The organism is Nonomuraea sp. NPDC005692 (assembly GCF_040631115.1).
Classification (GTDB): Bacteria; Actinomycetota; Actinomycetes; order Streptosporangiales; family Streptosporangiaceae; genus Nonomuraea.
The window spans coordinates 68,250-91,895 of sequence record NZ_JBEXYU010000022.1 but is presented as its reverse complement, the minus strand read 5'-3'; the positions used below and the strand labels follow the sequence as shown (position 1 = coordinate 91,895).

Sequence of the window (23,646 nt, the reverse complement as noted above, 5' to 3'; positions counted from 1 at the left end):
ATGAGATTTCCGTTCGTCGTGATGACGCTCCTCCTGGCGGCCGTCGGCTGCGCCGTGGACACGACGTCCCCCGCCCGCGCCGCCGAGAGTTTCCACGCGGCGCTGGCGGCTCACCAGGAGGACGCGGCGTGCGGACTGCTGGCCCGGACCACCGCCGAGAAGCTGCCCGACCGCGGCCAGACCTGCGCCCAGGCGCTGGGCGACCTCAAGCTGGGGCCCGGCGGCGCGGTCACCGAGGTGAACGTGTGGGGGAAGGAGGCCCAGGTGCGGCTGGCCGGCGACACGCTGTTCCTGCACCGCTTCGACGACGGCTGGCGGGTCAAGGCCGCGGGCTGCCGGCCCGTGCACGACCTGCCCTACGAATGTGAGGTGGAGGACTGATGCGGGTGATGTTCACGCTGACCCTGCTCGTCATCGCGGCGGGGCTGGCCTGGTTCCTGGCCATAGGGTGGGCGCGGTTGTGAAGTGGTTGAAGGAGAACTCCCTCTCGCTGGCCTTCCTGGTCATGTTCCTGCTGGCGCTCGGCGGCCAGGCTGTGGCGGGCATGCTGCAGTTCAACGACCTGCAGATGGTTCAGGGCGCCGACCCGGTGTCGTTCGCCGAGTACGTGACCTCCTCCGACTTCGCCGTGGACGTGGCCGAGAACTGGCAGTCGGAGTACCTGCAGTTCTTCCTGTACATCATGCTGACCGTCTGGCTCGTCCAGAAGGGCTCCCCCGAGTCCAAGAAGGTGGAGGACGCCGGGGCCGAGTCGGACGAGGAGCAGCAGGTCGGCGCGCACGCCACCAGCTACTCCCCCGCCTGGGCCAAGGCCCGCGGCGCCCGGCTGTGGTTGTTCAGCAACTCGCTCGGGCTGGTGATGGGGGCCATCTTCGTGCTGTCGTGGCTGGCCCAGTCGGTGGCGGGCCAGGCGGCCTACAACGCCGAACGGCTCGGCGACCTGCGCGACCCCGTCTCGTGGGGCCAGTACGTGACCTCCGCCGAGTTCTGGAACCGCAGCCTGCAGAACTGGCAGTCGGAACTGCTGGCCGTGTTGTCGATGGTGGTGCTCTCGGTCTACCTGCGTCAGCGCGGCTCGCCCGAGTCGAAGCCGGTCGGCGCCCCGCACGCGGCCACCGACGTCGAGGGCTGACCGGTCAGCACGGCCACGACGCGGGTGCCCGGCGCGAACACTCCCTGCCGGGCCAGGTCGAGGACGCCGTAGAGCATCTTGGCCACGTAGACGCCCTCGACCCGGTGCTCGGCGGCGAACCGGTCGAGGGCGGGGGTCGAGCGGGCGTAGCCGCCGAAGTGGTGGTCGAGGTCGATCGACCAGTTCGTCCAGGTGCGGCCGTAGGCCTCGTGCTGGAGCCGGGCCACCTCGCCGGCCAGGAAGCCGGCCCCCTTGAGCACCGCGAAGCCCAGCGCCCGCCTGCCCTCGGGCAGCCCGGCCGAGATGCCGGCCAGGGTGCCGCCGGTGCCGACCGGGCAGCAGACGACGTCGTAGTCGACGTCGATCTCGGGCGGGAGCTCGGCGCAGCCGCGCACGGCCGCGGCGTTGCTGCCGCCCTCGGGCAGGATCGTGACGTCGCCCCACCGCTCCCGCAGCCGCGCCTGCACCTCGGGCGTGTGCTTGAGCCGGTAGGAGGCGCGGTCGAGGTAGGTGAGGGTCATCCCGCAGGAGGCGGCGAAGGCGAGCGTGGGGTTGAGCGGCAGGTGCTCCTCGCCCCTGATCACCCCGATCGTCTCGATGCCGTGCAGCCGTCCGGCTTGGGCCACGGCCCTGATGTGATGGGAGTACGCCCCGCCGAAGGTGAGCAGCCGCCGATGGCCCAGGTTGTACTTGAGTTTGCGCCGCTTGTTGTCATCGTGCTTCAGGAACACCCGGACCTCGCCGAGCGCTGGATCCAGGAGCTCCTCCATGGCGCTAGTCTACGGTCGGGCCTTTGTTGAGGAGTGTTGGATTATGCGCGTTGCTGAAGCTTTTCGTGCCGCCTTCGGTGCCGATCCCCGGACGGTCTGGCGCGCGCCCGGCCGGGTCAACCTGATCGGCGAGCACACCGACTACAACGACGGTTTCGTCCTGCCCTTCGCGGTGCCGTGGGGCGTGAGCGCCGCCGTCACCCCGCGCGCCGACCAGACCATCCGGCTGCTGTCCCTCCAGTCCTCCGGCGGCCCGATCGAGCTGTCGGCCAGGGAGGAGGCGACCGGCTGGGCCCGCTACGCCGTGGGCGTCCTGGCCATGCTCGGCGACCGGGTCGCCGGCGCGGACATCGCGATCGACGGCGACGTGCCCCAGGGCGCGGGGCTGAGCTCCAGCGCCGCGCTGGAGGTGGCCGTCGCCTCCGCGCTGAACGACGTCCACGGGCTCGGCCTGACGCCGATGGAGATCGCCCTGCTCAGCCAGCGGGCCGAGAACGACTTCGTCGGCATGCCGTGCGGCATCATGGACCAGGCCGCCTCGGCGCTGTGCGAGGAGGGCCACGCGCTGTTCCTCGACTGCCGCTCGCTCGGATCCAGGAAGATCCCCCTCGACCTGGCCACCGAGGGCCTGAGCATCCTCATCATCGACACCCAGGTCCACCACGAGCACGCCGGCGGCGAGTACGCCAAGCGCCGCGCCGAGTGCGAGTCCGCCGCCCGCAAGCTGGGTGTGGCGTCCCTGCGCGACGTCACCGACCTGGCGGCGGCCCTCGACCGGCTCCAGGGCGACGAGCGCAAGCGCGTCATGCACGTCGTCACCGAGAACCACCGCGTCGAGGCCCTGGTCGGCCTGCTGCGCGCGGGCAAGGTGACCGAGATCGGCGCCCTGCTCAACGCCTCCCACCTGTCGCTGCGCGACCAGTACGAGGTCTCCTCGCCGGAGCTCGACGTGGCCGTGGAGGCCGCCTTCCGCGGCGGGGCCCGCGGCGCCAGGATGACGGGCGGCGGCTTCGGCGGCTCGGCCATCGCCCTGGTCCCGGACGACCGGCTGGACAGCGTGCGCGAGTCGGTCTCGGCCGCCTACGCCGAGCGCGGCTTCCAGCCCCCGCGATTCCTGGCCGCCACCGCCGCCAAGGGCGCCCACCGCCTGGCCTGAGCCGGTCAGGGCGTCCGGGCCGCTCCCGCCCGTGCCAGGTTGACCCCGCTGGCGATCACCCCGATGTGGCTGAACGCCTGCGGGAAGTTGCCCGCGAACGCGCCCGTGGCCGGGTCGATCTGCTCCGGGAGCAGGCCGAGCGGGCTGGCGCGGGCGCACAGGGAGGCGTACAGCTCCTCGGCGCGGGCCCGGTGGCCTTGCAGGATGAGGTTGTCCACCAGCCAGAAGCTGCACAGCAGGAAGGCGCCCTCGTCGCCGGGCAGGCCGTCCGGCGACTGCTGGTGCAGGTATCGGTAGAGCAGGCCGTCACCGGCGGACAGGCGTTCGGCGACGGCGGCGGTGGTCGCCGCCATCCGCGGGTCGTCGGCCGGCACGACCTTGCGCAGCGGCAGCGCGAGCAGGCTGGCGTCCAGGCCGCCGCCGCCGTCGAGGTGCTCGCTCAGGCACTGCTCCTCCTCGTCCCACGCCTGCTCCAGGATCAGCCGGCGCAGCTCCTCGGCGGTGGAGCGCCACCTGGCGATCGGACCGGCCAGGCCCAGCCGTTCGCCGATGGCCGCGGCCCGGTCGAGCGCCACCTGGCACATGCCCGCCGAGTAGGTGAAGACCCGGCCCTGGCTGCGTACCTCCCAGATGCCCTGGTCGGGCTGCCGCCAGGTGTGCGCGGCGGCCTCTGCCAGCGCCGACAGCCCCGACCACAGCGCGGGCTGGAGGTCGCGGCCGGGCAGCAGCCACTGGTCGGCGCAGTCCAGCACCTCGCCGTAGACGTCGTGCTGGCGCTGGTCGGCCGCGCCGTTGCCCCACCGCACCGGCGCCGAGCGCCGGTAGCCCTCCAGGTCGGCGTCGACGACCTCCTCGGGTACGGGGTCGCCGCGCAGCGTGTACATGATCCGCGGCTGGCCGCTCTGCTCGAAGGCGTCGAGGACCCAGCCGAGGAAGCCGTCGGCCTCCTCCGCGAAGCCGACGCGGCGCAGCGCGAAGACGGCGTAGGCGGCGTCGCGGATCCAGGTGTAGCGGTAGTCCCAGTTGCGCACCCCGCCGACGGGCGCGGGCAACGAGGACGTCGGCGCCGCGACCAGCGAGCCGTTCACCCAGTCGTCGCACAGCTTCAGCGTGATCACCGAGCGCCGGACCAGCGCCTCCTGCGGGCCCCGGTAGGTGCACGCGCTCATCCAGCGCCGCCAGGCGTCCGCGGTCTGCCGCACCATCGCCTCGGGGTCGAACCGGTGGTGACGGTGGATGCGCCCCCACGACAACACCAGGTCGAGGCGCTCGCCCTCGTGGAGGTCGTGCACGGTGCGCAGCCCGGTCAGCGGCCGGTCGGACCGCAGGTGCAGCCGCAGGTCCGGGCGGCGGGACGCGCGCACCTCCAGGCCGCTGCCGAGCACCCGGGCCTGCCCGCCGCCGCGCGGCGCCAGCTCCGCCCGCAGGCGCACGTCCCCCGCCAGGACGACCGCGGACCTGACCAGCTCGCCCCGTCCGCCGCCCGCGTCGTCGCTGAGGTCGGCGCCGGCGCGCAGGACCAGCGCGTCGGTGATCCGGACCACGCCGGACGGGCCGCGCAGCTCGGTGACCAGCACGGCGGTGTCCGGCTCGTAGTACTGCCTGGCCTCGCGCAGGTCGTCGGTCGTCAGCGTGAAGCAGCCGCCGCGCTCGCGGTCGAGCAGGCCGCACAGCAGCGGGTCGCTGTCGAAGTGCGGCAGGCACAACCACGGGATCGAACCGTCGAGGGCGACCAGGGCCGCCGTCGTGCCGTCGCCGATGAGCCCCAGGTCCTCCAGCGCCGGGTAGCCCTCCCGGTGGCGCACCGGGCGGAAGGGTGGATCGAGATCGAGCATGGCCGGCGTTCTCCTCTGCGATCACCGCTGGAAGGTGATCATCACCTTCACCACGTCGTCGAGCTTCTTGTCCGAGACCTCGAAGGCGCGTTCCATCTCCTCGAAGCGGAACGTGTGGGTGGTCAGCGGCGTGGGATCGACCCGGCCGCCCTCCAGGACGCGCAGCAGGCGTTCCATGCGCAGCCGCCCGCCCGGGCACAGGCCGGTCGTGATCTTCTTCTCGGCCATGCCGACGCCCCACTCGACGCGCGGGATGCGGACGAACTCGCCCTGGCCGTAGTAGCCGGTGTTGGAGACCGTCCCGCCCGGCTTGATGATTTTGATCGCGGTCTGGAAGGTGGCGTCCGCGCCGAGCGCCTCGATGGCGGTGTCCACGCCCTGTCCCCCGGTCAGGCGGAGCACGCCCTCGACGACGTCCTCGGCGCTGAAGTCGACGATCTCGTCGGCGCCGAAGTCGCGGGCCAGTCGCTTGCGGCGGGGCACCGACTCGACCCCGATGACCAGGCCGGCGCCGCGCAACCGGGCGCCTGCGGTGGCCATGAGGCCCACCGGGCCCTGGGCCAGCACGGCGACCGCCCCGCCGATGGGGATGTCACCGTTCTCGGCGCCCATGAACCCGGTCGAGAGCATGTCCGAGCAGTAGACGGCCGTCTCGTCCGGCACCCCGTCGGGGATCTTCGCCATGTTGGCGTCGGCCTCGTTGACGTGGAAGAACTCGGCGAAGACGCCGTCCTTGGAGTTGGCGAACTTGAACCCGCCGAGCGGGCCGCCCGACTGCGACGGATGGCCGTCCTGGCAGGCGAGATCGCCCCAGTCGGGGGTGATGGCCCCCACCAGGACGCGGTCGCCCGGCCGGAAGTCCCGTACCTCCTCGCCGACCTCGTGCACCACGCCGACGCCCTCGTGCCCGAGCGTGAGATCGGTGCGCGGCCCGATGCCGCCCTGGACGGTGTGGGAGTCGGAGGTGCAGATGAGGGCGGTGGTGGTGCGGACGACGGCGTCGCGCGGACCCGGCCGCGGCACCGGTTTGTCCATGAAGCCGACCCGGCCGATCTCCTTCATGACGAAAGCCTGCACCGCGCCCCCCCGAACGTGCCCCCGCTGGACGTCCCCCCACGCCCCGGCCTGGCCGCGGACCCTTCGGACACGCCCAGCCCTACCCTGCCGGGATCGCCGTCTAACCTCGGCGCGCTCTGCCCGTAACCCCTCCGGCCTGCGGTTTCACAGCGCCGGGAAGTCCGGCGGGCGGCGCTCCAGGAAGCTGGCGACGCCCTCGGCGAAGTCGGGCCGCCCGAAGGAGGCCAGCATCTCGTGGACGGCCTTCCTGGCCGACTCCTCCAGGGTGACGTCCCAGTCCTGCCACACCTGCCGCTTGATCACCGCCATGGACGCCGGCGAGCTGTGCACGGCCAGCTCCCTGGCGTACTCCTGGGCCTGCTCCAGCAGCGACTCCCCCGGCACCGCGCGGTTGGCCAGCCCCAGCTCGTACGCCTCCCGCCCGCTGAACACCCGGCCCGACAGCAGGACGTCCATGGCCCGCTGCTGGCCCATGACCCGCGGCAGCACCCAGGACAGGCCGTACTCGGCGACCAGGCCGCGGCGCGGGAACGCCGTCGTCCACTTGGCCTCCTCGGCCGTGAAGACCAGGTCGCAGACGAGCGCGTGCACCATGCCGAGCCCGGCGCAGGCGCCGTTGACCGCGGCGATGACCGGCTTGCCGATGGTGGTGGGGAAGGTGTTGGGGCGGGGGTCGGGGGTCTCGTCGTAGGAGCCGGTCTGGATGGCGGCGAGCGTCCTGAAGTCGGCCCCGGCGCAGAAGCCCTTGCCCGCGCCGGTCACCACGATCGCCCGGACGTCGGGGTCCTTCTCGGCCTCGGCCAGCAGGTCGAAGTAGCGCCGGCCCATGGCGTCCGTCCAGGCGTTGAGCGTGTCGGGACGGTTGAAGGTCAGCGTGAGCACGCCCCGGTCCGACGATGAGAGCACGAGTTCCGCCATGCGCTAACCGAATCATGTTCTGGGCGGGGCTGGCAAGCGGCTCAGCGGGTGGGGTGGCGGTGCACGTACGCGGGGGTCAGCTCGCAGGTGTCGTAGTACCGGTGGAAGACCGGGGTCGCGCCGCCCGACAGCGGCGGCACGATCCACGACCAGTCGGCCGGGCAGCGCCGTCCGGCGCGCTCCTCGCGTTCCAGGTGGGTCAGGAAACGCCGGGACTCGGTGTGGTGGTCGGTGATCGTCACCCCCGCGCGTTCGAACGAGTGCAGCACCGCCACGTTGAGCTCGACCAGCGCGTGGTCACGCCAGAGCGAGCGCTCGGTGGAGGTGTCCAGCCCGAGGCGCTTGGCCACCTCGGGGAGCAGGTCGTACCGGTCGGAGTCGGCCAGGTTGCGCGCCCCGATCTCGGTGCCCATGTACCAGCCGTTGAACGGCGCGCACGGGTAGCAGACGCCCCCGATCTCCAGGCACATGTCCGAGATGACCGGCACGGCGTGCCAGCGCAGCTCCAGCTCGGCGAACCACGCGTACTCGGGATGCAGCAGCGGCACCTCCAGCACGGCGTCGCCCGGCAGGTTGCACAACAGCGGGTCGCCGAGCCCGGCCCGCACGACCAGCGGCAACACGTCGAACCGGCCCGGCCCGCCGCGCCAGCCCAGCTTCTTGGCCAGGTCGGTGAGCTCGGCGTTGCGCGGGTCGCCGAGGACGCCGCCGCCGTTCAGCCGGTGGCCCGCGTAGCGGACGAGCTGGTCGTTGAGCACCCGCGGCCCCGGCATGGCCGGGGTGTCCGGGGCGAAGACGGTGACGGTGGGCCTGATGCGTCCCTCCCCCGTCGCCTCGCGCAGGTGCGCCACGCACTCCACCGCCACTCCCTCGGCCGTCGTCACCTCCCGCCGGTCGCGGACCTTCAGCGAACGCCAGTACAGGCGTCCGATGCACCGGCCGCTGTTGCGCCAGGCGACCCGGGCGCCGAACTCCAGCTCCTCGAAGGTGTGGACGTAGGTGCCGTGGCGGGCGACGTCTCTGGCGACGTCGCGCAGCCGGGCGGCCAGGCCGCCGGCCGAGGGGTGCTCGGCGTGGAAGAGCCTGACGAAGCGCTCCGCCTCGCGGAGGTCCGTGGTGCGCTCGAACAGCGCGTGCACGGCATGCACATCGAAGGGACGCAGTGACCTGATCCAGGTACGCACGCGGCAACCAACATTTCGCTCAGCGGAGCGCCCCGCCGATTCCGGGTCGGCGGCACGTCCTGCCGGCGGCGCCCTCTCCACGCCTCCGTCACGACTTCCCGCGGCTGCCGGCCGCACCCGGCCGGCAGCCTCATCTTCCCGCCCCGAACTCCTGTTGTCCCCGTAACGCCAAAAATCGGTAACCCACCCACTACAACGCGTGAATCCCTTTCTTTCAGGACATGCCGATGTCCTGATCGTTCAGGGTTTCGGATCGTCAGCGATCCGTGACTCTTCGAGCGCGTCGGAAATCCGCTGCGTCAGTTCCCGCACTTCCTCGCCCGAGAGGCCGCGCAGATTCGTCGCCGCCAGCTCGATCGTGGTGCCGCCCTCGTTCCGCACCCGGATGCGGACCTCGGCACCGTGTCGCCGCAGCCTGAACCAGGCCAGCAGCGCGGAGGCGAACGCGCCCAGGGCGCCCGATCCGGCCAGGACGACCGCGAGGCCGAGAACATCGGTCATCGGCCGGCCGCCAATCCGACGCAGGCGGCGCTGGCGGCCAGGGTGAGAACGAACAGCGTCAGCGAGACGTTGGCGACGGTGCCCGGCCCCGCCATGGCCACCTGGGTGTACGCGACCGCGTTCCCTATGCAGCACAGGAGCGACGATCCCACCATCATGGCTCTCATGATCTGCCATTCATGACCGAAGGGCGCGAAGACCAGTTCACCCACCGCCGCGGCGGCCAGCGCGGAGGACGCGATGAAGAGCTCCCCCTTGGCCAGGATGGACGTCCAGCTGAACCGCTGAGGCGACATGACGCCACGCAAGGCATCGATCCAGATGGGCAGCAGGCCGAAAATCACCCCGAACACCACCCAGAGCGTGAGACGCCCGACGATCTGACGTGCCCTGGCACGCGTCAGGCCCGCCGGCGGAGTGCGGCCCTGTTCCGGGCTGAGCGGTGCTTCAGACGTGGTCAACGGCTTCTCGCGGAGTGAGGAGGACGTTCACTGGACCCGTTGTGAATGTACAACTTCTCGACGAGGGCGTCAGCGAGATGGCTTTCTGGAGCCCACCCTGCCGTCCCATCCGTACGCGACGGGGGACCTCTCCGTGGAACGCATCAGGCCCTCTCACCTGTCGGTGAGAGGGCCTGAACTGCCAACCTCTTGGTTGACTGCAGCTCCCGCGATAGGACTCGAACCTATAACCTGCCGGTTAACAGCCGGCTGCTCTGCCGTTGAGCTACGCGGGATCGTACGTTCGCCCTGCTGGTCGGGCCTGTTGGGCCCTTCCTTCGTGCGCAGGAATAGATTAGCGCACTCCTGGAGTGCGTGTCGCATCGCAACTGGGGTAGGCCGGGAGACAGCGGAGGTGCAAGATGCGTTATCGGATGACATTTGCGGTCGGTCTGGCTGTCGGTTACGTGCTCGGCAGCCGGGCGGGCCGCGAGCGGTACGAACAGATCAAGCGGGCGGCCCAGCGTGTGGCCGACAGCCCGAGGGTTCAGGAGGCCGCGGGGGTGGTCGGCGCGCAGGCGTCGAGGCTGGCCGGGGCGGCCAGGGAGAAGGTGGGCGGGACGCTTCAGGAGAAGATCCCGTTCCTCGGCTCCGACGGCCACCACAGGTCCGGCAGCGGCTGGCCCGAGGAGGAGGATCTCGCGGAACGGAAGTCCCGCGAGACCGGCATCCCCTACTGAGGGGGTCTCCCCCGAGATTCGGCCCCGAGATCCGGCCCCGAGATCCGGCGCGGCACGGACGTGTGATCCTCACACGCCCATGCTGCGCCGGACGCCTTCCAGGGCCTGTTCGGCCTGCGCGCGCAGGCCCGGGTCCGCCGGATCGAGCCCCTCGTCGAAGACGAGCGTCCAGCCCAGCACCTCGCCGCCCGGCGGGCGCCTGGCCACCAGCCGTACGCCGCCGCGCCCCGGCAGGCTGACGTGCTTGTTGACCACGATGGTGGAGTTCACCCGCTCGCGCACGGTCTCGGGCACCATCCGCGGTTCGGCGACGCGCTCGAAGTGGCGGGCGCCGGCGGTGGTGACGACCCGCAGCCCCTCGTCGTCCCAGGACGCCTTGTCGATCTCCTCGTACGGCACTCGCGTCCCGTCGGACAGGAACAGGGCCAGGTTGGTGGCCACCAGGTGACCGTCGCCGGTCTCGGTGAACGTCAGCACCCGCTCCCCCGGCCGGGTGTCCAGCGATCGGCGCACGTCGGCGGGCAGGCGGCGAAGAATGCTCATATCTCCACGGTATCGGCGAGCAGGTCGAGGGTGAGCGCCGCGCTCCAGGAGAAGTCCCGGCACCCGCGCCCGCTGCCGTCGAACGGGTCGAAGCACTCGCGGAACCCGGCCTGCCGGACGAGCCGCAGGGTGCCGTTGGCGAGCTGCCGGCCGAGCTGGTCGAGCGAGTGGACGGCGGCGGCCCGGCGTAACAGCCAGTTGGTGTTCACCCAGGACGGCCCGCGCCAGTAGCGCGTGCGGTCGAACTGGGCGGCGCGGATCTCGCAGCTCGGCACCGGGTAGCCGGTCGCGCCCATGAACCGGGCCGACTCCAGCACCTCGACGCAGGCGTGCAGCTGGTCGCTGGGCAGCCCGGGATCGAGCAGCGGCCCGAACGCGCCCACCGTGCAGACCTTGATCAGTCGGCCGGAGCGCAGGTCGCGGGGGTAGAAGCAGCCGTCCCAGAGCCGGTCGAGCATGGCCTGCCTGATGCGTCCGGCCTGTTCGGCGTGGGGCGCGGGGTCGGCCCCGGCCACCGGCGCGAGCTCGGCCAGCGCCTGGCAGGAGGCGAGCCAGATGCCGTTGAACATCGGGTCCTCGACCGCGAACGGGTGCTCGTCGCGCAGGTACTCGGCGCGGTAGCCGGCGTCGCGGTACCGCATGGCCAGCCAGACGTAACGGTCGTGGTCGCTGTCGGGGTGGCGGTCGGCCAGCTCCACGCTGCGGTAGCCGTACCCGATGGCGGGCAGCGCGGCGAGCGGCTGGTCCCAGGCCGGGCTGTCGTCCATGCCCGACTCCCAGGGGTGAACGATCGCCGCCAGCCCGGCGCCGCCGAGGTCGCGGGCCGAGGCGAGGTAGTGGTGCTGGGCGACGAGCAGCGGGAACGTCCGCCGGACGAACGCCACGTCGCCGGTGTGCCGGTAGAGCCACCGCAGCGCCAGCGCCTGCAGCGGCGGTGAGGTGAGCCCGGAGGTGCAGACCCTGGGCGCCGACGCGTGCTCCTGCGAGCGCCAGACCGACGGCCCGGGGAAGTACGCCTCGCGGGTGTGGAAGACGATGTGGGGCACCATGCCGGTCGCCCACTGGCCGCTCAGCAGGCTGAGCAGCTCCTCCCGGGCGCGCTCCGGGCGGTGCCTGGCCAGGCCGATGACGACGAACGCGGAGTCCCAGCTCCACTGGTGCGGGTAGAGACCCGGCGCAGGCACGGTGCCGCTGCCCGTCCAGTTCGCCTCGAGCACGGCCAGCGCCTCGCGCCCGAGCGCGGCATCGTCAACCGCCGGCCGCGCCTCCATTCACTCACTATGCCTTGGGAAGCGGGCGGAAGCTACGGCCTCTTGGCCCACTTCGCGACGAACGTGACACCGAGGACGACGGCGCCGATGATGAGAGCCCACTTGAGAAGCGTGAAGACGAAACCCACGAGCGGGCCGACGAGAAGCAGTGCGACGATGATCGCGGCGATGATCAGAAGGATGCGTGCCATGTCTCCACCGTAGGAGATCCTTTAAGCCGTTTGCAGGTGACCGAGGGTTGAATCAGGGACAAGTCAGGGTCACCCCTACCCTTTGGAACCAACCGGTCAAGACTCCCGTTGAGCCGGTAGGACACGGGGCGTCGGGGGCCCTCTTCACGGGGAGCGTGATGAGTCTGGGACCACCCATGAGCAGGGAAGGCGCCGAGTACGCGCTGCGCGCTCGGGCCGACGAACGTGACCGGATCTCCGGCGACCTGCTCGATCTCGAATCCCACACCACGTACCAACTGCTCAAGGGCGCGACGCTGGACGGGGTGACGCGGCAGCGCTGGGCCGCCGTCCAGGCCGCGCTGACCCGGCTGTGGCTGCTGAACGACGCCTACCGGGCCGTGCTGCGCGACGCCGAGCAGGTCAGGGCCGCGCGCGCGAAGCTCGGCGCCGAGCAGCTCGACGAGCTGACCCGGCTGCTGTCGGGCACGTCCGTCGTGCTGCGGGCCGCGGCCAAGCCCGTCGAGCAGCGCTCGTTGCTGCCCGAGGCCGACGAGCGGCTGACCCTCGACGAGACCGTCGCCCGCATGGACGGCGCCTTCCGCGAGGTCACCTCGGCGCTCAACGACATCGACGCCGTGTGGAACGCCGTCCTGCCCCGGCTCGACGACGCCGACCGCGCCCTGCGCGAGATCCACGACCTGGAGCGCGAGCTGGGCGAGAGCGTCGGCCTGGAGGCGCAGGAGTCGGAGCTGCGGCGGATGCGCGCGGCCCTGCTCGCCGACCCGCTCGGCGCGGGCGTCGGCCCCGACCTCGGCGGGGTCGCCCGCGTGCTGGCCGAGGCCCGCGCGGAGGTCGACCAGGCGATCGTGGTCAAGCGCGAGTACGCCAGGCGCCGCGAGGACCTGGTGGCCGCCCTCGACCGGGTACGCGCGGCCGAGAGCGAGGCCAGGCTGGCCCACGGCGCGGTGGTGGTCAAGATCGCCCTGCCGCCGCAGGCCCGCCCGCGCAGCCGGGTCGAGGAGCTGACCGGCGAGCTGGCCGCGCTCGACGCCTCGGCCGACACCTGGGTGCTACGGGCCAGGCGGCTGGCGAGCGTGGAGAGCGAGGCGGAGAAGGCCGCCGACCGGGCGCGGGCCACCGCCAAGGCCCTGTACGGCCTGGTCGGCAGGCGCGACGAGTTACGCGGCCGGCTCGGCGCCTGCCAGGCCATGGCGGTGCGCAAGGGCATGGCCGAGGACCCCGGCGTCACCGCGTGCTTCGAGCGGGCACGATCCCTGCTGTGGAGCGCTCCCTGCGACCTGACCGAGGCGGCCGCCGCGGTCGAGACCTACCAGCGCGCGATACACGGAGGTAAGCCATGACCCGCTGCGCGCAGCCGGGCTGCACCGGCACCATCGAGGACGGCTACTGCGACCTGTGCGGCAACGCGGCGGGCGCGCCGCCCCCGGCGGTGTCCGTCCCCCAGCAGGCGTCGGCCCCGGCGTCGGGGCCGCTCTCGGGCCCGCTCTCGGGCCCGCTCTCCGGGCCGGTGAACACCCAGCCGGTGAGCCGGTCGCTGACCTCGCCGGTGAGCAGCAGCGGCAGGTCGCGGGCCGGGGTGCTGGGCGGCATCGCCGACCTGCCGTCCGTGCCGTACCGGGATCCGGCGACGGCCGTGATGGCCGATCCGCAGGTGCCGGAGGAGAAGCGGTTCTGCGCCAACCCGGCCTGCGGGGAGCCGGTGGGCCGGTCCCGGCAGGGCCGTCCCGGGCTGACGGAGGGGTTCTGCCCGCACTGCCGCACGCCGTACTCCTTCACCCCGAAGCTGGCCAAGGACGACATGGTGGCCGGGCAGTACCGGGTGCTCGGCTGCCTGGCGCACGGCGGTCTCGGCTGGATCTACCTGGCCGCCGACGAGGCCCTGGACGGCCGCTGGGTCGTGCTCAAGGGCCTGCTCAACACCAACGACGCCGAGGCGCTGGCGGCGGCCGAGGCCGAACGCAAGTTCCTCACCACGGTCGACCACCCGAACATCGTCAAGATCCTCAACTTCCAGCTCTCCGGCGGCCTCGGCTACATCGTCATGGAGTACGTCGGCGGCCAGTCCCTGCACGAGCTGCGCCGCCAGGGCCCGCTGCCGCTGCGCGAGGCGCTGATCTACGGCCGCGAGATCCTGCACGCCTTCGGCTACCTGCACGAGAACGGCCTGGTCTACTGCGACCTCAAGCCGGCCAACGTGATCCGGGTCGGCCGGCGGCTCAAGCTGATCGACCTGGGCGCCGTCCAGCCGGTCGGCTCGCCGCCCGGCACGTCCTGGGCGACGGTCGGCTACCACGCGCCCGAGCTGGACACCCATCCCTCGTCCGTGACCTCCGACCTCTACACCGTGGCCAGGACCCTGGCGGTGCTGACGATCCCGTCCTGGAGCCCGGCCAAGGGCGGCGTGGCCAGCGCGCTGCCGCAGGACTGCGGGCACGAGTCGTTCGCGCGGCTGCTGCGCAAGGCCACCGCGCCCAACCCCGCCGACCGGTTCCAGAGCGCCTGGGAGATGGAGGAGCAGCTCGTCGGGGTGCTGCGGGAGATCAGCGCGGCCGAGGATGGCGTGCCGTTCCCGGCGCCCTCGACCCTGTTCGGGCCCGAGCGCTCGGCCGTGTGGACGGCGCTGTCGGACTCGCGCCAGGAGGTGTTCGGGCCGCTCGACCCGGCCGTGGTCGCGGTCGAGCTGCCGGTGCCGCACGTCGATCCGCTCGACCCGGCGGCGGGCGCGCTGGCGGGCCTGCTCGGGTTCGACGGCAAGGAGCTGTTCGACCAGCTCTCGGCGATGCCGCCGACGCCCGAGACCCGGCTCATGCGCGCCAGGCTGCTGGCCGAGGCGGGCGCCGCCGAGACCTCGTCGGCGCTGTCGGAGCTGGCACAGCAGTTCCCCGGCGACTGGCGGACGACCTGGTACCGCGGGGTGCTCGCGCTGGCCACGCGCCAGACGGACACCGCGGTGACGATGTTCGACGCGTGCGTGTCGGCGCTGCCCGGCGAGCTCGCGCCCAAGCTGGCGCTGGCGTTCGCGCTGGAGTGCGCCGGCAGGCAGGCGGCCCACTGGTACAACGCCGTCTGGCGGACCGACCACTCCTACGTCAGCGCCGCGTTCGGGCTGGCCAGGACGGGCCGCGTCAACGTGCTGGACGAGGTGCCGCCCACCTCCAGCTACCGGGTTGCGGCGCAGGTGGCGCTGGCCGCCTCGGTGTTCCGCCGGACCGACCTGAGCACGGTGTCCGCCGCCGACCTGGTCGGCGCGGCCGGGCGGCTGGCCAACCTGGCCGACCTCGACCCGCGCCGCCGCGACCTGCTCACCGCCGAGCTGCTGCGCTGCGCGCTGGCCTGGCTGGCGAACAACCCCGCGCCGCCCGGGACGAAGCTGGCCGAGGCCGACTTCACCGAACCGGGGCTGCGCAGGCGGCTGGAGTCGATCTACCGGAAGCTCGCGGTGGCGGCCGGCTCCCGCCATGAACGCCACGCGCTCATCGACGAGGCGAACGCCGTACGACCGAGGACGTGGCTGTGACGGAACCCGTACCGACCCCCCAGAACTGCCCGATGTGCGCGTCCCCCGTCGTCCAGGGGGACGTCTACTGCGAGCGGTGCGGGCACGCGCTCGGCGCGCCGGTCTGCACCTCCTGCGGCGCGGCCGCGGTGGACGCGGAGGGCTACTGCGAACGTTGCGGCGCCCGCCAGCCCACCGGCCGCGACCACGCCGAGACCGTGCTCGACGGCGGGGCCGCCGCCGTGACCGACAGGGGGCTGCGGCGCGCCCGCAACGAGGACGCCATGGCGCTGCTGACCACCGGCGACGCCGTGGTCACGGTGGTGTGCGACGGCGTGGGCAGCTCGCCGCGGGCCGACGAGGCCTCGGCCGCGGCGGTGCAGACCGCGGGGGCCGCCCTGGCCAGGGGGGCGTCCGCGCAGGAGGCGTTCGAACTGGCCGGGAAGGCGGTGACCGCGCTGGCGACCTCCGTGGACGACGCCCCCGCCTGCACCTACGTCGCCGCGGTCGCCGGCCCCGGCGGGATCACGCTGAGCTGGGCGGGCGACACGCGGGCGTACTGGCTGCCCGGCGAGGCCCCCGGGCAGGGCGTGCTGCTGACCGAGGACGACGTGGTCCCGACCGGCGAGATCACCGCGTGGCTCGGCGCGGATTCCGGCGAGGTGTCGCTGCACGTGCGCACGCTCGCCCCGGGGGCGCCCGGCCTGCTGCTGGTGTGCAGCGACGGGCTGTGGCGCTACCTGGACGGCTACCGGTTCCCGCAGACGGGAACCCCCCTCGACATGGCCCGCGAGATGCTGCGCCACGCACTGGCCTCCGGCGGCCAGGACAACGTGACGATCGTTCTCATCCCCCTAGGAGAAACGCATGGGTGACCAGCCCACGTTCACGCTGAACATCGACCAGAACAAGTACCTGTCCACCGACGCCCGCGAGGTGCACGCGATCCTCACCGTGGCCTCCTCCGGCGGCGGCTTCGCCCAGGCCGCGCCCACCGAGGCGGCCGAGGTCATCATCGTCGACACCTCCGGCTCGATGAGCGGCGGCAAGATCCGCGAGGCCCGGCAGGCCGCGGCGGCGGCCGTGCACGCGCTGCGCGACGGCGTGCACTTCGCGGTGATCGCCGGGACCGAGAAGGCCAGGGTCGTCTACCCCGGCGGCAACGCCAACCTGGTCAGGGCCACGCCCGCCACCCGCGCCGAGGCCGAGCGGGCCATCAGCAGGCTGCTCGCGCACGGCGGCACGGCCATCGGCGAGTGGCTGAAGCTGGCCGGGCATCTGCTGAGCGGGTACCCGAACGCGATCAGGCACGCGCTGCTGATGACCGATGGGCAGAACAACGAGCGTCCCGAGGTGTTCGGGGCCGTGCTGCAGGGGTGGAGCGGCAAGTTCGTCTGCGACAGCCTGGGCGTGGGCGACGACTGGGTGCCCGCCGAGCTGCGGAAGGTCGCCGAGGCGATGCTCGGCTCGTTCGAGTTCGTACGGAACCAGAGCGATTTGGCCGAGTTCTTCCGCCGGGTGACGCAGACGTCGATGAGCAAGACCGTGGCGGACCTGTCGCTGCGGGTGTGGGTGCCGCAGACCGCCAAGCTGAAGTTCGTCAAGCAGGTCTCCCCCACGCTGCTCGACCTGACCGGCAAGCGCACCGACGTCAACCCGCTGACCGGCGACTACCCGACCGGCTCGTGGGGCCAGGAGGAACGCGAGTACCACCTGTGCGTCGAGGTGCCGCCGGGCCAGATCGGCCAGGAGATCAGGGCCGGCTGGGTGAAGCTGGTGCGCCCCGACACCCAGGACGTCGTGGCCAGCGGCAACGTGCTGGCCCAGTGGACCGACGACCTGGCGCAGTCCACGCAGATCAACCGGAAGGTCGCCCACTACACCGGCCAGGCCGAGCTGCACGAGCTCATCCAGGACGGCCTCAGCGCCCGCGCCGCCGGGGACGTGGAAGCCGCGACCGCGCGCCTGGCCAAGGCCAGGGAGCTGGCCGCGGAGTCGGGCCGCGAGGACACCGCCCGGCTGCTGGAGAAGGTCGTGGAGGTCGATCCAGCGACCGGCACGGCCCGGTTGCGCAGGAACGTGGACAAGGCCGACGAGATCGAGCTGGACACCGGTTCCGTCCGCACCAGCCGGCTGCGTAAGGGCGAGGGCTGATGGCGACCTGTCCCCAGGGGCACGCCTCCGGCTCCGACGACTACTGCGACGTCTGCGGCGCGCAGATGGGCGGGACGCCCGCCGCGTCCCAGCCCCAGCCGGTGGCGGCGGGCGCCGGCGGGGGTGACGACGCCTGCCCGGTCTGCCAGACGCCGCGCGCCGGGCAGTTCTGCGAGGTGTGCGGGCACGACTTCACCGGCGGCGGGGGCGGCGTCCCGCTCCCGGTGCGGGGTGCGCGGTGGGAGGCCGTCGCCGCCGCCGACCGCACCTACTACGAGAAGGTGGTCGCCGAGGGCGGTCCCGACGCGGCGCGCATGGCCTTCCCGCCGTACTGCCCCGAGCGCTCGTTCGGGCTGGTCGGCGAGCAGGTGCGCATCGGGCGGCGCAGCAGGGCCAGGAACCTGGCGCCGGAGATCGACCTGACCGGCCCGCCCGAGGACCCGGGCGTGTCGCACCTGCACGCCGTGCTGCTGGCCCAGCCCGACGGCACCTGGACGCTGGTGGACCCGGGCTCGGCCAACGGCACCCAGGTCAACGGCAGGACCCTGGAGATCAACACGCCCGTCCGGGTCGGTCCGGGCGACCGGATCCACCTGGGCGCCTGGACCGTCATCACCATCAGGGAGGGGACGCCGTGACCCTGGTGCAGAACCCGGGCGCCCTCGTCCCGGCGGGCGCAGCCCCCCTGCCACGCCACAGCGTGCCCGGCCGCATCCGCGTCATCTCCGGCGTCACCGTGGCGGCGCTCGCGCTGCTGTTCGCGGCGCTCGGGGTGGGCAGCCTGACCGCCGGCGACGGGCTGCAGGTCATCGGCCGCGACGCCGGACCGCAGGTCGTCGCCACCGCCGGGCTCTACCTGGCGCTCAGCGACATGGACGCCCAGGTCGCCAACGCGCTGGTCATGGGCGACCAGTACGGCCAGCAGCGCCGCGAGGCCGTCGACCGGTACGAGCGGCGGCGCACGGAGGCCAACCAGGCGCTGCTGAAGGCGTTCGAGCTGGCCGGCGACAACGCGGCCGAGCGGCGGACCGTGCAGTCGGTGCTGGACGGGCTCGGCCGCTACGAACGGCTCGCCGGGCAGGCGCTCCTGCTGAACGAGCAGGCCCGGCACGCGCCCGGCGCGCCGCCGGACGGTGTCGTGGGCACCTACCGGCAGGCCACCGACCTGATGCGGCTGGTGCTGCTGCCGCAGGCCTACAACCTGACCCTGGAGAGCGGCACGATCGTCCGCCGCACCTACGACGACAAGAACGCCATGGTCCCGCTGCTGCGCTCCGCGGTGCTGCTGGCCGGGCTGCTCGCGCTGGGCTGCCTGATCTGGCTCCAGGTCTTCCTGGCCCGGCGTTTCCGCCGGGTGTTCGGCCCGGCGCTGCTGGTCGCAACCCTGGCCACCGTGGTCTCGCTGATCCTCGGCGTGAACGTGCTCGGCCAGGACCAGACGGACCTGCGCACGGCCAAGACACAGGGCTTCGACTCGGTCCTGACGCTGGCCAAGGCCCGCGCGATCAGCAACAGCATGCAGGGCGACCAGAGCCGCTACCTGCTGGACAAGGACCGCGCCGACACCTACGAGCACACGTTCCTGGACAAGTCGCAGTCGGTCGTCTACTTCGAGTCGGGCAACCTCACCCAGTACCACGCGAAGGTGGCCGCCGACGCCGGGGCGGCCCGGGGCATGCTGGGGCCCGAGCTGACCGGCCCGGAGGGCACCCGCGTGCTGGACGCGTACCGGGCCTTCCAGCAGGCCGACACCTCCTTCCGGGCGCTGGCGCTGGAGGGCAGGACCGCCGAGGCCGTGACCGCCAAGCTCGGGCCGGTCACCGCCGCGTTCGACGCCTACGACCAGGCCCTGGTGGCCCTGGCCGAACGGCACGAGCGCACCTTCGACCGGTCCATCGACGCCGGCGAGAACGCGCTGGACAACCTGTGGCGGCTGCTGCCGTTCGCGATCGCCGGGATCGGGCTGCTGATGATCGCCGGGGTGTGGCCGAGACTCAAGGAGTACCGTTGAAGCGGGCACTGGTAGCGGCCCTGGCCCTGACCGCGGTGGCCGCCGCGGGCTGCGGGACCGGCGGCCGGGAGTCGATCCTCGACAAGGACTCCATCGTCATCGCCGTCCGGTCCGACCTGCCGTCGGTGGGCTTCCGCAAGCCGGGCGGCACCTTCGAGGGCTTCGACGTCGACGTCGCGCGTTACGTGGCCAAGCGGCTGGGCAAGGACTTCAAGCTGATCCCCGTGCTGGCGGGCGACCGGGAGAAGGTGCTGCTCCAAGGGCGGGCCGACATGGTGGTGGCGACGTACACGATCAGCATGGACCGTAAGGCGAAGGTGCTGTTCGCGGGGCCGTACCACATCTCCTACCAGGACATCCTGACGCGGCCGGACGACAAGGTGAACAACGTCCGGGAGCTGAAGGGCCGCCGGATCTGCGCGGTGGAGGGCTCGAACGCCGCCGAGCGGGTCGTGGAGGAACGCAGCGTGGCGGCCAAGCTGGTGCCGTTCAAGGACTACGCGTCGTGCCTGAGCGCGCTGAAGAACCGGCAGGTGGACGCGGTCACCACCAACGACGTGATCCTGGCCGGCCTGGCCAATCAGGACGGCTCGGGGCTGCGGCTGGCCAACGCGCAGTTCAACGAGCAGCGAAGCGGGGTGGGCCTGCACAAGGACGACGTGCCGGGCTGCGAGGCGGTGAACCGGGCGATCACCGACATGTACCAGGACGGCACCGCGGGCAGGCTGCTGCACAAGTGGTTCGGCAAGGCGGGCCTGAACCTGGACAACATCGCCGTGCCGCAGTTCGAGGGCTGCTCCTGAGCCCGCCGCCCGGCATGCGGACGGGCCCGGCACGCTCGCCGGGCCCGCCGCGGGGTCGAAGGGTCAGTCCAGGTAGTCCCTGAGCATCTGCGCGCGCGTCGGGTGGCGGAGCTTGGCCAGGGTCTTCGACTCGATCTGCCGGATGCGCTCGCGCGTCACGCCGAACTCCCTGCCCACCTCCTCCAGCGTGCGCGGATGCCCGTCGGCCAGGCCGAAGCGGAGCTGGATGATGCGCTGCTCGCGGTCGGACAGCGTGGCCAGGATGTCGTCGAGCTGGTCCTGCAGCATGATGAAGGCGGCGGCCTCCATGGGCACGACGGCGTCGGCGTCCTCGATGAAGTCACCGAGGTCGGAGTCCTCCTCGCCGATCGGCGACTGCAGGGACACCGGCTCCTGGGCGATGCGCTGGATCTCCACCACGCGGTCGACCGGGAGGTCCATCTCCTTGGCGATCTCCTCGGGGATGGGCTCGCGGCCGAGGTCCTGGTGGAGCTGACGCTGCACTCTGACGAGCTTGTTGATGGTCTCCACCATGTGCACCGGAATGCGGATGGTGCGCGCCTGGTCGGCGATCGCCCGGGTGATCGCCTGCCTGATCCACCAGGTGGCGTAGGTGGAGAACTTGTAACCCTTCGTGTAGTCGAACTTCTCGACCGCCCGGATGAGCCCGAGGTTGCCTTCCTGGATCAGGTCGAGGAACAACATGCCGCGGCCCACGTACCGCTTGGCGATCGACACCACGAGCCTGAGGTTGGCCTCGATCAGCCGCTGCTTGGCCCTGGTACCCTGCCAGACGAGCTCCCTGAACTCCGGGAAGGCCAGACGCGAGACCCCGTTGGCCAGCTTGTCCTCGGCGAACAGGCCGGCTTCGATCGACTTGGCGAGCTCCACCTCCTCCTCGGCGGTCAGCAGGGGGACGCGGCCGATCTCCCGCAGATAGATACGGACGAGATCGCTGGTCGGCGCCCGCTTGCCTACGTCCTCCTCATCGGCGCGGGTGGACTCCTCGTCGCCCTGGGGCTCGAGGACCTCCACGCCGTTCTCTGCGAGCATCCGCACGACGCGTTCCAGCGCGTCGGACGGCAGCTCGGATCGGTCAAGCGCGGCGGCGACGTCATCGACGGTTACGCTTCCGCGCTCCCTTCCCTTCGCGACGAGGTCCGCCACCTGATCTACCGATGGCGGCCCGCTTGGCAGCACCGATGCACCCACGGGAGACAGTCTGCAGTATTGGTTCCATCAAATGGCAGACCCATTTTTGTTGCGGAAGGTAAGACGATCAGCATTACCGAATTGAGATCGAGTAAAGGTTTGGCCCGAGTTTGATCAGGAAAGAAAAGTCAATTACGCGGTCTGGAATCCCACGTCCGGCGACGTCCGCCGGCCGGACGTATCTCTTTCGCTGCCCGGATGATGTCCGACATGCCGCTTAACGGCAGCGCGGACCGGCCGGGATTCCCCGTACACCCCCCGGTTCACCGGCCGTCCCCGCTGCCGAACTGTTATCAAAAGGCCCCGGCGGTCAGCTTCCCGCGGCGCGGTCGCGCAGCACCCGGCGCTGCTGTTCCAGCGCCACCAGCTCGCCGAACAGCTTGTTGTACTCCTGCTGCTCCTCCACCGGGTTGAGGCGCTGCATGCGGGACTTGGCCTGGGCGATGGCCCGGTCGACCGCGATCGCCTCGATGGCCGCCAGCATCGCCCCCGCGTAACGCTCCTCGGCGTGCGCGTCGGCCTGGATCGGCTCCACCGCGAACCTCGTCACGAGCCCCCTGGCGCCCTCGTCGTGGGCGTGCTCCAGCAGCCGGTCGACCCACTCACGGCCGCCGTGACCGGCCGCGCCGACGCCTCCGGCGGCCTGGATGACCTTGTGCAGCGCGACGTGGTCGGGCGCGGTGAAGGCCTGCGGGTCGAGGGCGTCGAAGCGCGGCCCGAGCAGCGCGGGCCGCTGGACGGCCAGCTTGAGCAGCTCGCCCTCCACCCGCACGCTCGGATCGACGGGAGCCGCCTTGGGGGCGCGCTGGGGGCGGCCCTGCTGGGTGTTGGCGACCTCTCCAATGCGCTGCATGACGAAGCGCTCGTCCATGAACCCGAGCCAGCGGTCGAGGTCGATGGCGTAACGCTTGCGCAGGCCGACGTCCTTGATCCCGGCCACGATGGGCGCCGCCGCGTCGAGGGCGGCGATCTTGCCCTCGTTGCTGCGCAGGTCGTAGCGGGAGATGGTGCTCCTGATGGCGAACTGGAACAGCGGCTCGCGGCTCGCGATGAGGTCGCGCACCGCCGCGTCGCCCTGCTTGATCCGCAGGTCGCACGGGTCGAGGCCGTCGCTCTGCACCGCGACGTAGGTCTGCGTGACGAACTTCTGCTCGTCGGCGAAGGCCCGCAGCGCCGCCTTCTGGCCGGCCGCGTCGCCGTCGAAGGTGAAGATGACCTCGCCGCGGAACTCGGCCTGGTCGAGCAGGAACCGGCGCAGGATCTTGATGTGCTCCTCGCCGAACGACGTGCCGCAGGTGGCCACCGCGGTCGGAACTCCGGCCAGATGGCAGGCCATCACGTCGGTGTATCCCTCGACGATCACCGCCTGGGCGCGCTTGCTGATCTCTCGTTTGGCGAGATCAATGCCATAAAGGACCTGGCTCTTCTTGTAAAGCGGCGAGTCAGGCGTATTCAGATATTTCGGACCATCGTCGGAATCGAGCAACTTGCGTGCGCCGAATCCGATCACGTCGCCCGTGGCGTCCCTGATCGGCCAGATCAGCCGCCCCCTGAACCGGTCGATCGGCCCCCGCCTGCCCTCCTTGGCCAGGCCGCCCTTGACCAGCTCGTCGGCGGTGAACCCGCGCCCCATCAGGTGGCGCGCCAGCGCCTCCCACTCGGCCGGCGCGTAGCCGACGCCGAACGTCTCGGCGTCGGCGCGCTCGAACCCGCGCTCGGACAGGAACCGCCGCCCCGGGGCCGCGTCGGGCCCGAACAGCTTCTCTGCGTAGAACTCGGCGGCCACCCGGTGGGCCTCGATCAGCCGGGCCCGCTCACCGTGGTCGCGCTTGGGGACGTAGCCGCCCTGCTCGTACTGGAGCTGGATGCCAGCACGCTGCGCCAGCCGCTCGACCGCCTCGCCGAACGGCAGGTGCTCGATCTTCTCGACGAACGTGATCACGTCGCCGCCTTCCGAGCACCCGAAGCAGAAGTACATGCCGCGCTCGGGGGTGACGTTGAACGACGGGCTCTTCTCGTCGTGGAAGGGGCACAGGCCCTTGAGGTTGCCCCCTCCGGCGTTGCGCAACTGGATGTGCTCGCCGATCACGTCGGCGATGGGGGAACGCTCGCGTACGAGCGCGATGTCGACATCACGGATCCGGCCAGCCACGCCGGTGAGTCTATTCCGCCCGACCGACGGTTCCGCCCCTCGCGGGGTGTGCCGCGG

At 71.8% G+C, this 23,646-nt stretch carries 23 protein-coding genes and 1 tRNA gene; 11 read left to right on the top strand and 13 right to left on the bottom strand.

All coding sequences use genetic code 11. The features are described 5' to 3' along the window. Together ABZ459_RS34735 and ABZ459_RS34730 are read left to right on the top strand one after the other, a co-directional pair. Positions 1 to 381 (top strand): hypothetical protein, encoded by a 381-nt coding sequence (locus tag ABZ459_RS34735; protein ID WP_357979446.1) that lies wholly within the window; start codon positions 1 to 3, stop codon positions 379 to 381. Between the two features lie 79 nt (positions 382 to 460). Beyond that, the gene (locus ABZ459_RS34730) at positions 461 to 1,132 is read left to right on the top strand and encodes a DUF6766 family protein (RefSeq protein ID WP_357979444.1); all 672 of its coding nucleotides are present in this window, start codon (positions 461 to 463) and stop codon (positions 1,130 to 1,132) included. Here ABZ459_RS34730 and ABZ459_RS34725 read toward each other — a convergent pair. Further along, complete coding sequence (locus ABZ459_RS34725) at positions 1,066 to 1,902, bottom strand: pyridoxal-phosphate dependent enzyme (protein WP_357979442.1); 837 nt, start codon at positions 1,900 to 1,902, stop codon at positions 1,066 to 1,068. The genes ABZ459_RS34730 and ABZ459_RS34725 overlap by 67 nt on opposite strands. A 43-nt stretch (positions 1,903 to 1,945) precedes the next feature. Here ABZ459_RS34725 and galK point away from each other — a divergent pair, with 43 nt between their 5' ends. Beyond that, the gene (gene galK, locus ABZ459_RS34720) at positions 1,946 to 3,058 is read left to right on the top strand and encodes a galactokinase (protein WP_357979441.1); all 1,113 of its coding nucleotides are present in this window, start codon (positions 1,946 to 1,948) and stop codon (positions 3,056 to 3,058) included. Positions 3,059 to 3,063: 5 nt separating this feature from the next. On the opposite strand, the gene ABZ459_RS34715 is transcribed toward galK, so the two are convergent. From ABZ459_RS34715 to ABZ459_RS34685, 7 genes are all read right to left on the bottom strand, one after another. Continuing rightward, positions 3,064 to 4,893, bottom strand: a complete 1,830-nt coding sequence (locus ABZ459_RS34715; RefSeq protein WP_357979439.1) for a glycoside hydrolase family 15 protein — start codon at positions 4,891 to 4,893, stop codon at positions 3,064 to 3,066. A 21-nt stretch (positions 4,894 to 4,914) separates the two neighbouring features. Further along, positions 4,915 to 5,955 carry an NAD(P)-dependent alcohol dehydrogenase gene (locus ABZ459_RS34710; protein ID WP_357979437.1) on the bottom strand — a complete coding sequence of 347 codons (1,041 nt, stop codon included), beginning with the start codon at positions 5,953 to 5,955 and terminating at the stop codon, positions 4,915 to 4,917. A gap of 159 nt (positions 5,956 to 6,114) precedes the next feature. Further along, positions 6,115 to 6,888: an enoyl-CoA hydratase-related protein gene (locus ABZ459_RS34705; protein WP_357979435.1), complete on the bottom strand. Its 774-nt coding sequence runs from the start codon at positions 6,886 to 6,888 to the stop codon at positions 6,115 to 6,117. A 41-nt stretch (positions 6,889 to 6,929) separates the two neighbouring features. Further along, positions 6,930 to 8,072 (bottom strand): nitric oxide synthase oxygenase, encoded by a 1,143-nt coding sequence (locus ABZ459_RS34700; protein WP_357979433.1) that lies wholly within the window; start codon positions 8,070 to 8,072, stop codon positions 6,930 to 6,932. A 240-nt stretch (positions 8,073 to 8,312) separates the two neighbouring features. Then, positions 8,313 to 8,588 carry a hypothetical protein gene (locus ABZ459_RS34695; RefSeq protein WP_357979602.1) on the bottom strand — a complete coding sequence of 92 codons (276 nt, stop codon included), beginning with the start codon at positions 8,586 to 8,588 and terminating at the stop codon, positions 8,313 to 8,315. Beyond that, positions 8,570 to 9,034: a hypothetical protein gene (locus tag ABZ459_RS34690; protein WP_357979606.1), complete on the bottom strand. Its 465-nt coding sequence runs from the start codon at positions 9,032 to 9,034 to the stop codon at positions 8,570 to 8,572. Before ABZ459_RS34690 ends, ABZ459_RS34695 begins: the two co-directional genes overlap by 19 nt. Before the next feature lie 203 nt (positions 9,035 to 9,237). After that, positions 9,238 to 9,309: transfer RNA gene (locus tag ABZ459_RS34685), tRNA-Asn, on the bottom strand. Positions 9,310 to 9,435: 126 nt separating this feature from the next. Between ABZ459_RS34685 and ABZ459_RS34680 the strand changes: the two genes are divergently transcribed. Continuing rightward, positions 9,436 to 9,753, top strand: a complete 318-nt coding sequence (locus ABZ459_RS34680; RefSeq protein WP_352318894.1) for a YtxH domain-containing protein — start codon at positions 9,436 to 9,438, stop codon at positions 9,751 to 9,753. 69 nt (positions 9,754 to 9,822) lie between these two features. Here the strand turns inward: ABZ459_RS34680 and ABZ459_RS34675 are convergent, their stop codons facing one another. The 3 genes from ABZ459_RS34675 to ABZ459_RS34665 are packed head-to-tail and all read right to left on the bottom strand — an operon-like array spanning position 9,823 to position 11,758. Then, entirely contained in the window at positions 9,823 to 10,296 is a 474-nt protein-coding gene (locus ABZ459_RS34675; protein WP_357979431.1) for a hypothetical protein, read from the bottom strand. Continuing rightward, a complete protein-coding gene (locus ABZ459_RS34670) occupies positions 10,293 to 11,567 on the bottom strand; it encodes a hypothetical protein (protein WP_357979429.1) in 1,275 nt (424 codons plus the stop codon). Before ABZ459_RS34670 ends, ABZ459_RS34675 begins: the two co-directional genes overlap by 4 nt. A gap of 32 nt (positions 11,568 to 11,599) precedes the next feature. Further along, positions 11,600 to 11,758 carry a hypothetical protein gene (locus ABZ459_RS34665; RefSeq protein WP_352318900.1) on the bottom strand — a complete coding sequence of 53 codons (159 nt, stop codon included), beginning with the start codon at positions 11,756 to 11,758 and terminating at the stop codon, positions 11,600 to 11,602. 176 nt (positions 11,759 to 11,934) lie between these two features. Here ABZ459_RS34665 and ABZ459_RS34660 point away from each other — a divergent pair, with 176 nt between their 5' ends. From ABZ459_RS34660 to ABZ459_RS34630, 7 genes are read left to right on the top strand one after another with little or no spacing between them, the layout of a single operon-like run. Beyond that, positions 11,935 to 13,101: a hypothetical protein gene (locus ABZ459_RS34660; RefSeq protein WP_357979427.1), complete on the top strand. Its 1,167-nt coding sequence runs from the start codon at positions 11,935 to 11,937 to the stop codon at positions 13,099 to 13,101. Beyond that, complete coding sequence (locus ABZ459_RS34655; protein ID WP_357979425.1) at positions 13,098 to 15,278, top strand: tetratricopeptide repeat protein; 2,181 nt, start codon at positions 13,098 to 13,100, stop codon at positions 15,276 to 15,278. Before ABZ459_RS34660 ends, ABZ459_RS34655 begins: the two co-directional genes overlap by 4 nt. Beyond that, positions 15,275 to 16,132, top strand: coding sequence for a protein phosphatase 2C domain-containing protein (locus tag ABZ459_RS34650; RefSeq protein WP_357979423.1), 858 nt, complete (start codon positions 15,275 to 15,277; stop codon positions 16,130 to 16,132). The genes ABZ459_RS34655 and ABZ459_RS34650 overlap by 4 nt, the downstream gene beginning before the upstream one ends. Next, the gene (locus ABZ459_RS34645; protein ID WP_352352540.1) at positions 16,125 to 17,411 is read left to right on the top strand and encodes a VWA domain-containing protein; all 1,287 of its coding nucleotides are present in this window, start codon (positions 16,125 to 16,127) and stop codon (positions 17,409 to 17,411) included. The genes ABZ459_RS34650 and ABZ459_RS34645 overlap by 8 nt, the downstream gene beginning before the upstream one ends. Continuing rightward, positions 17,411 to 18,049 carry an FHA domain-containing protein gene (locus ABZ459_RS34640; RefSeq protein WP_357979421.1) on the top strand — a complete coding sequence of 213 codons (639 nt, stop codon included), beginning with the start codon at positions 17,411 to 17,413 and terminating at the stop codon, positions 18,047 to 18,049. Before ABZ459_RS34645 ends, ABZ459_RS34640 begins: the two co-directional genes overlap by 1 nt. Further along, positions 18,046 to 19,422 (top strand): hypothetical protein, encoded by a 1,377-nt coding sequence (locus ABZ459_RS34635; protein ID WP_357979419.1) that lies wholly within the window; start codon positions 18,046 to 18,048, stop codon positions 19,420 to 19,422. The genes ABZ459_RS34640 and ABZ459_RS34635 overlap by 4 nt, the downstream gene beginning before the upstream one ends. After that, complete coding sequence (locus tag ABZ459_RS34630; protein WP_357979417.1) at positions 19,419 to 20,225, top strand: transporter substrate-binding domain-containing protein; 807 nt, start codon at positions 19,419 to 19,421, stop codon at positions 20,223 to 20,225. The genes ABZ459_RS34635 and ABZ459_RS34630 overlap by 4 nt, the downstream gene beginning before the upstream one ends. 63 nt (positions 20,226 to 20,288) lie before the next feature. Here the strand turns inward: ABZ459_RS34630 and rpoD are convergent, their stop codons facing one another. Then, positions 20,289 to 21,425 (bottom strand): RNA polymerase sigma factor RpoD, encoded by a 1,137-nt coding sequence (rpoD, locus tag ABZ459_RS34625; RefSeq protein ID WP_043627522.1) that lies wholly within the window; start codon positions 21,423 to 21,425, stop codon positions 20,289 to 20,291. Positions 21,426 to 21,747: 322 nt separating this feature from the next. After that, on the bottom strand, positions 21,748 to 23,589 hold the full coding sequence (gene dnaG, locus ABZ459_RS34620; protein ID WP_357979415.1) for a DNA primase: 1,842 nt from the start codon (positions 23,587 to 23,589) through the stop codon (positions 21,748 to 21,750). Between the last annotated feature and the right edge of the window lie 57 nt (positions 23,590 to 23,646).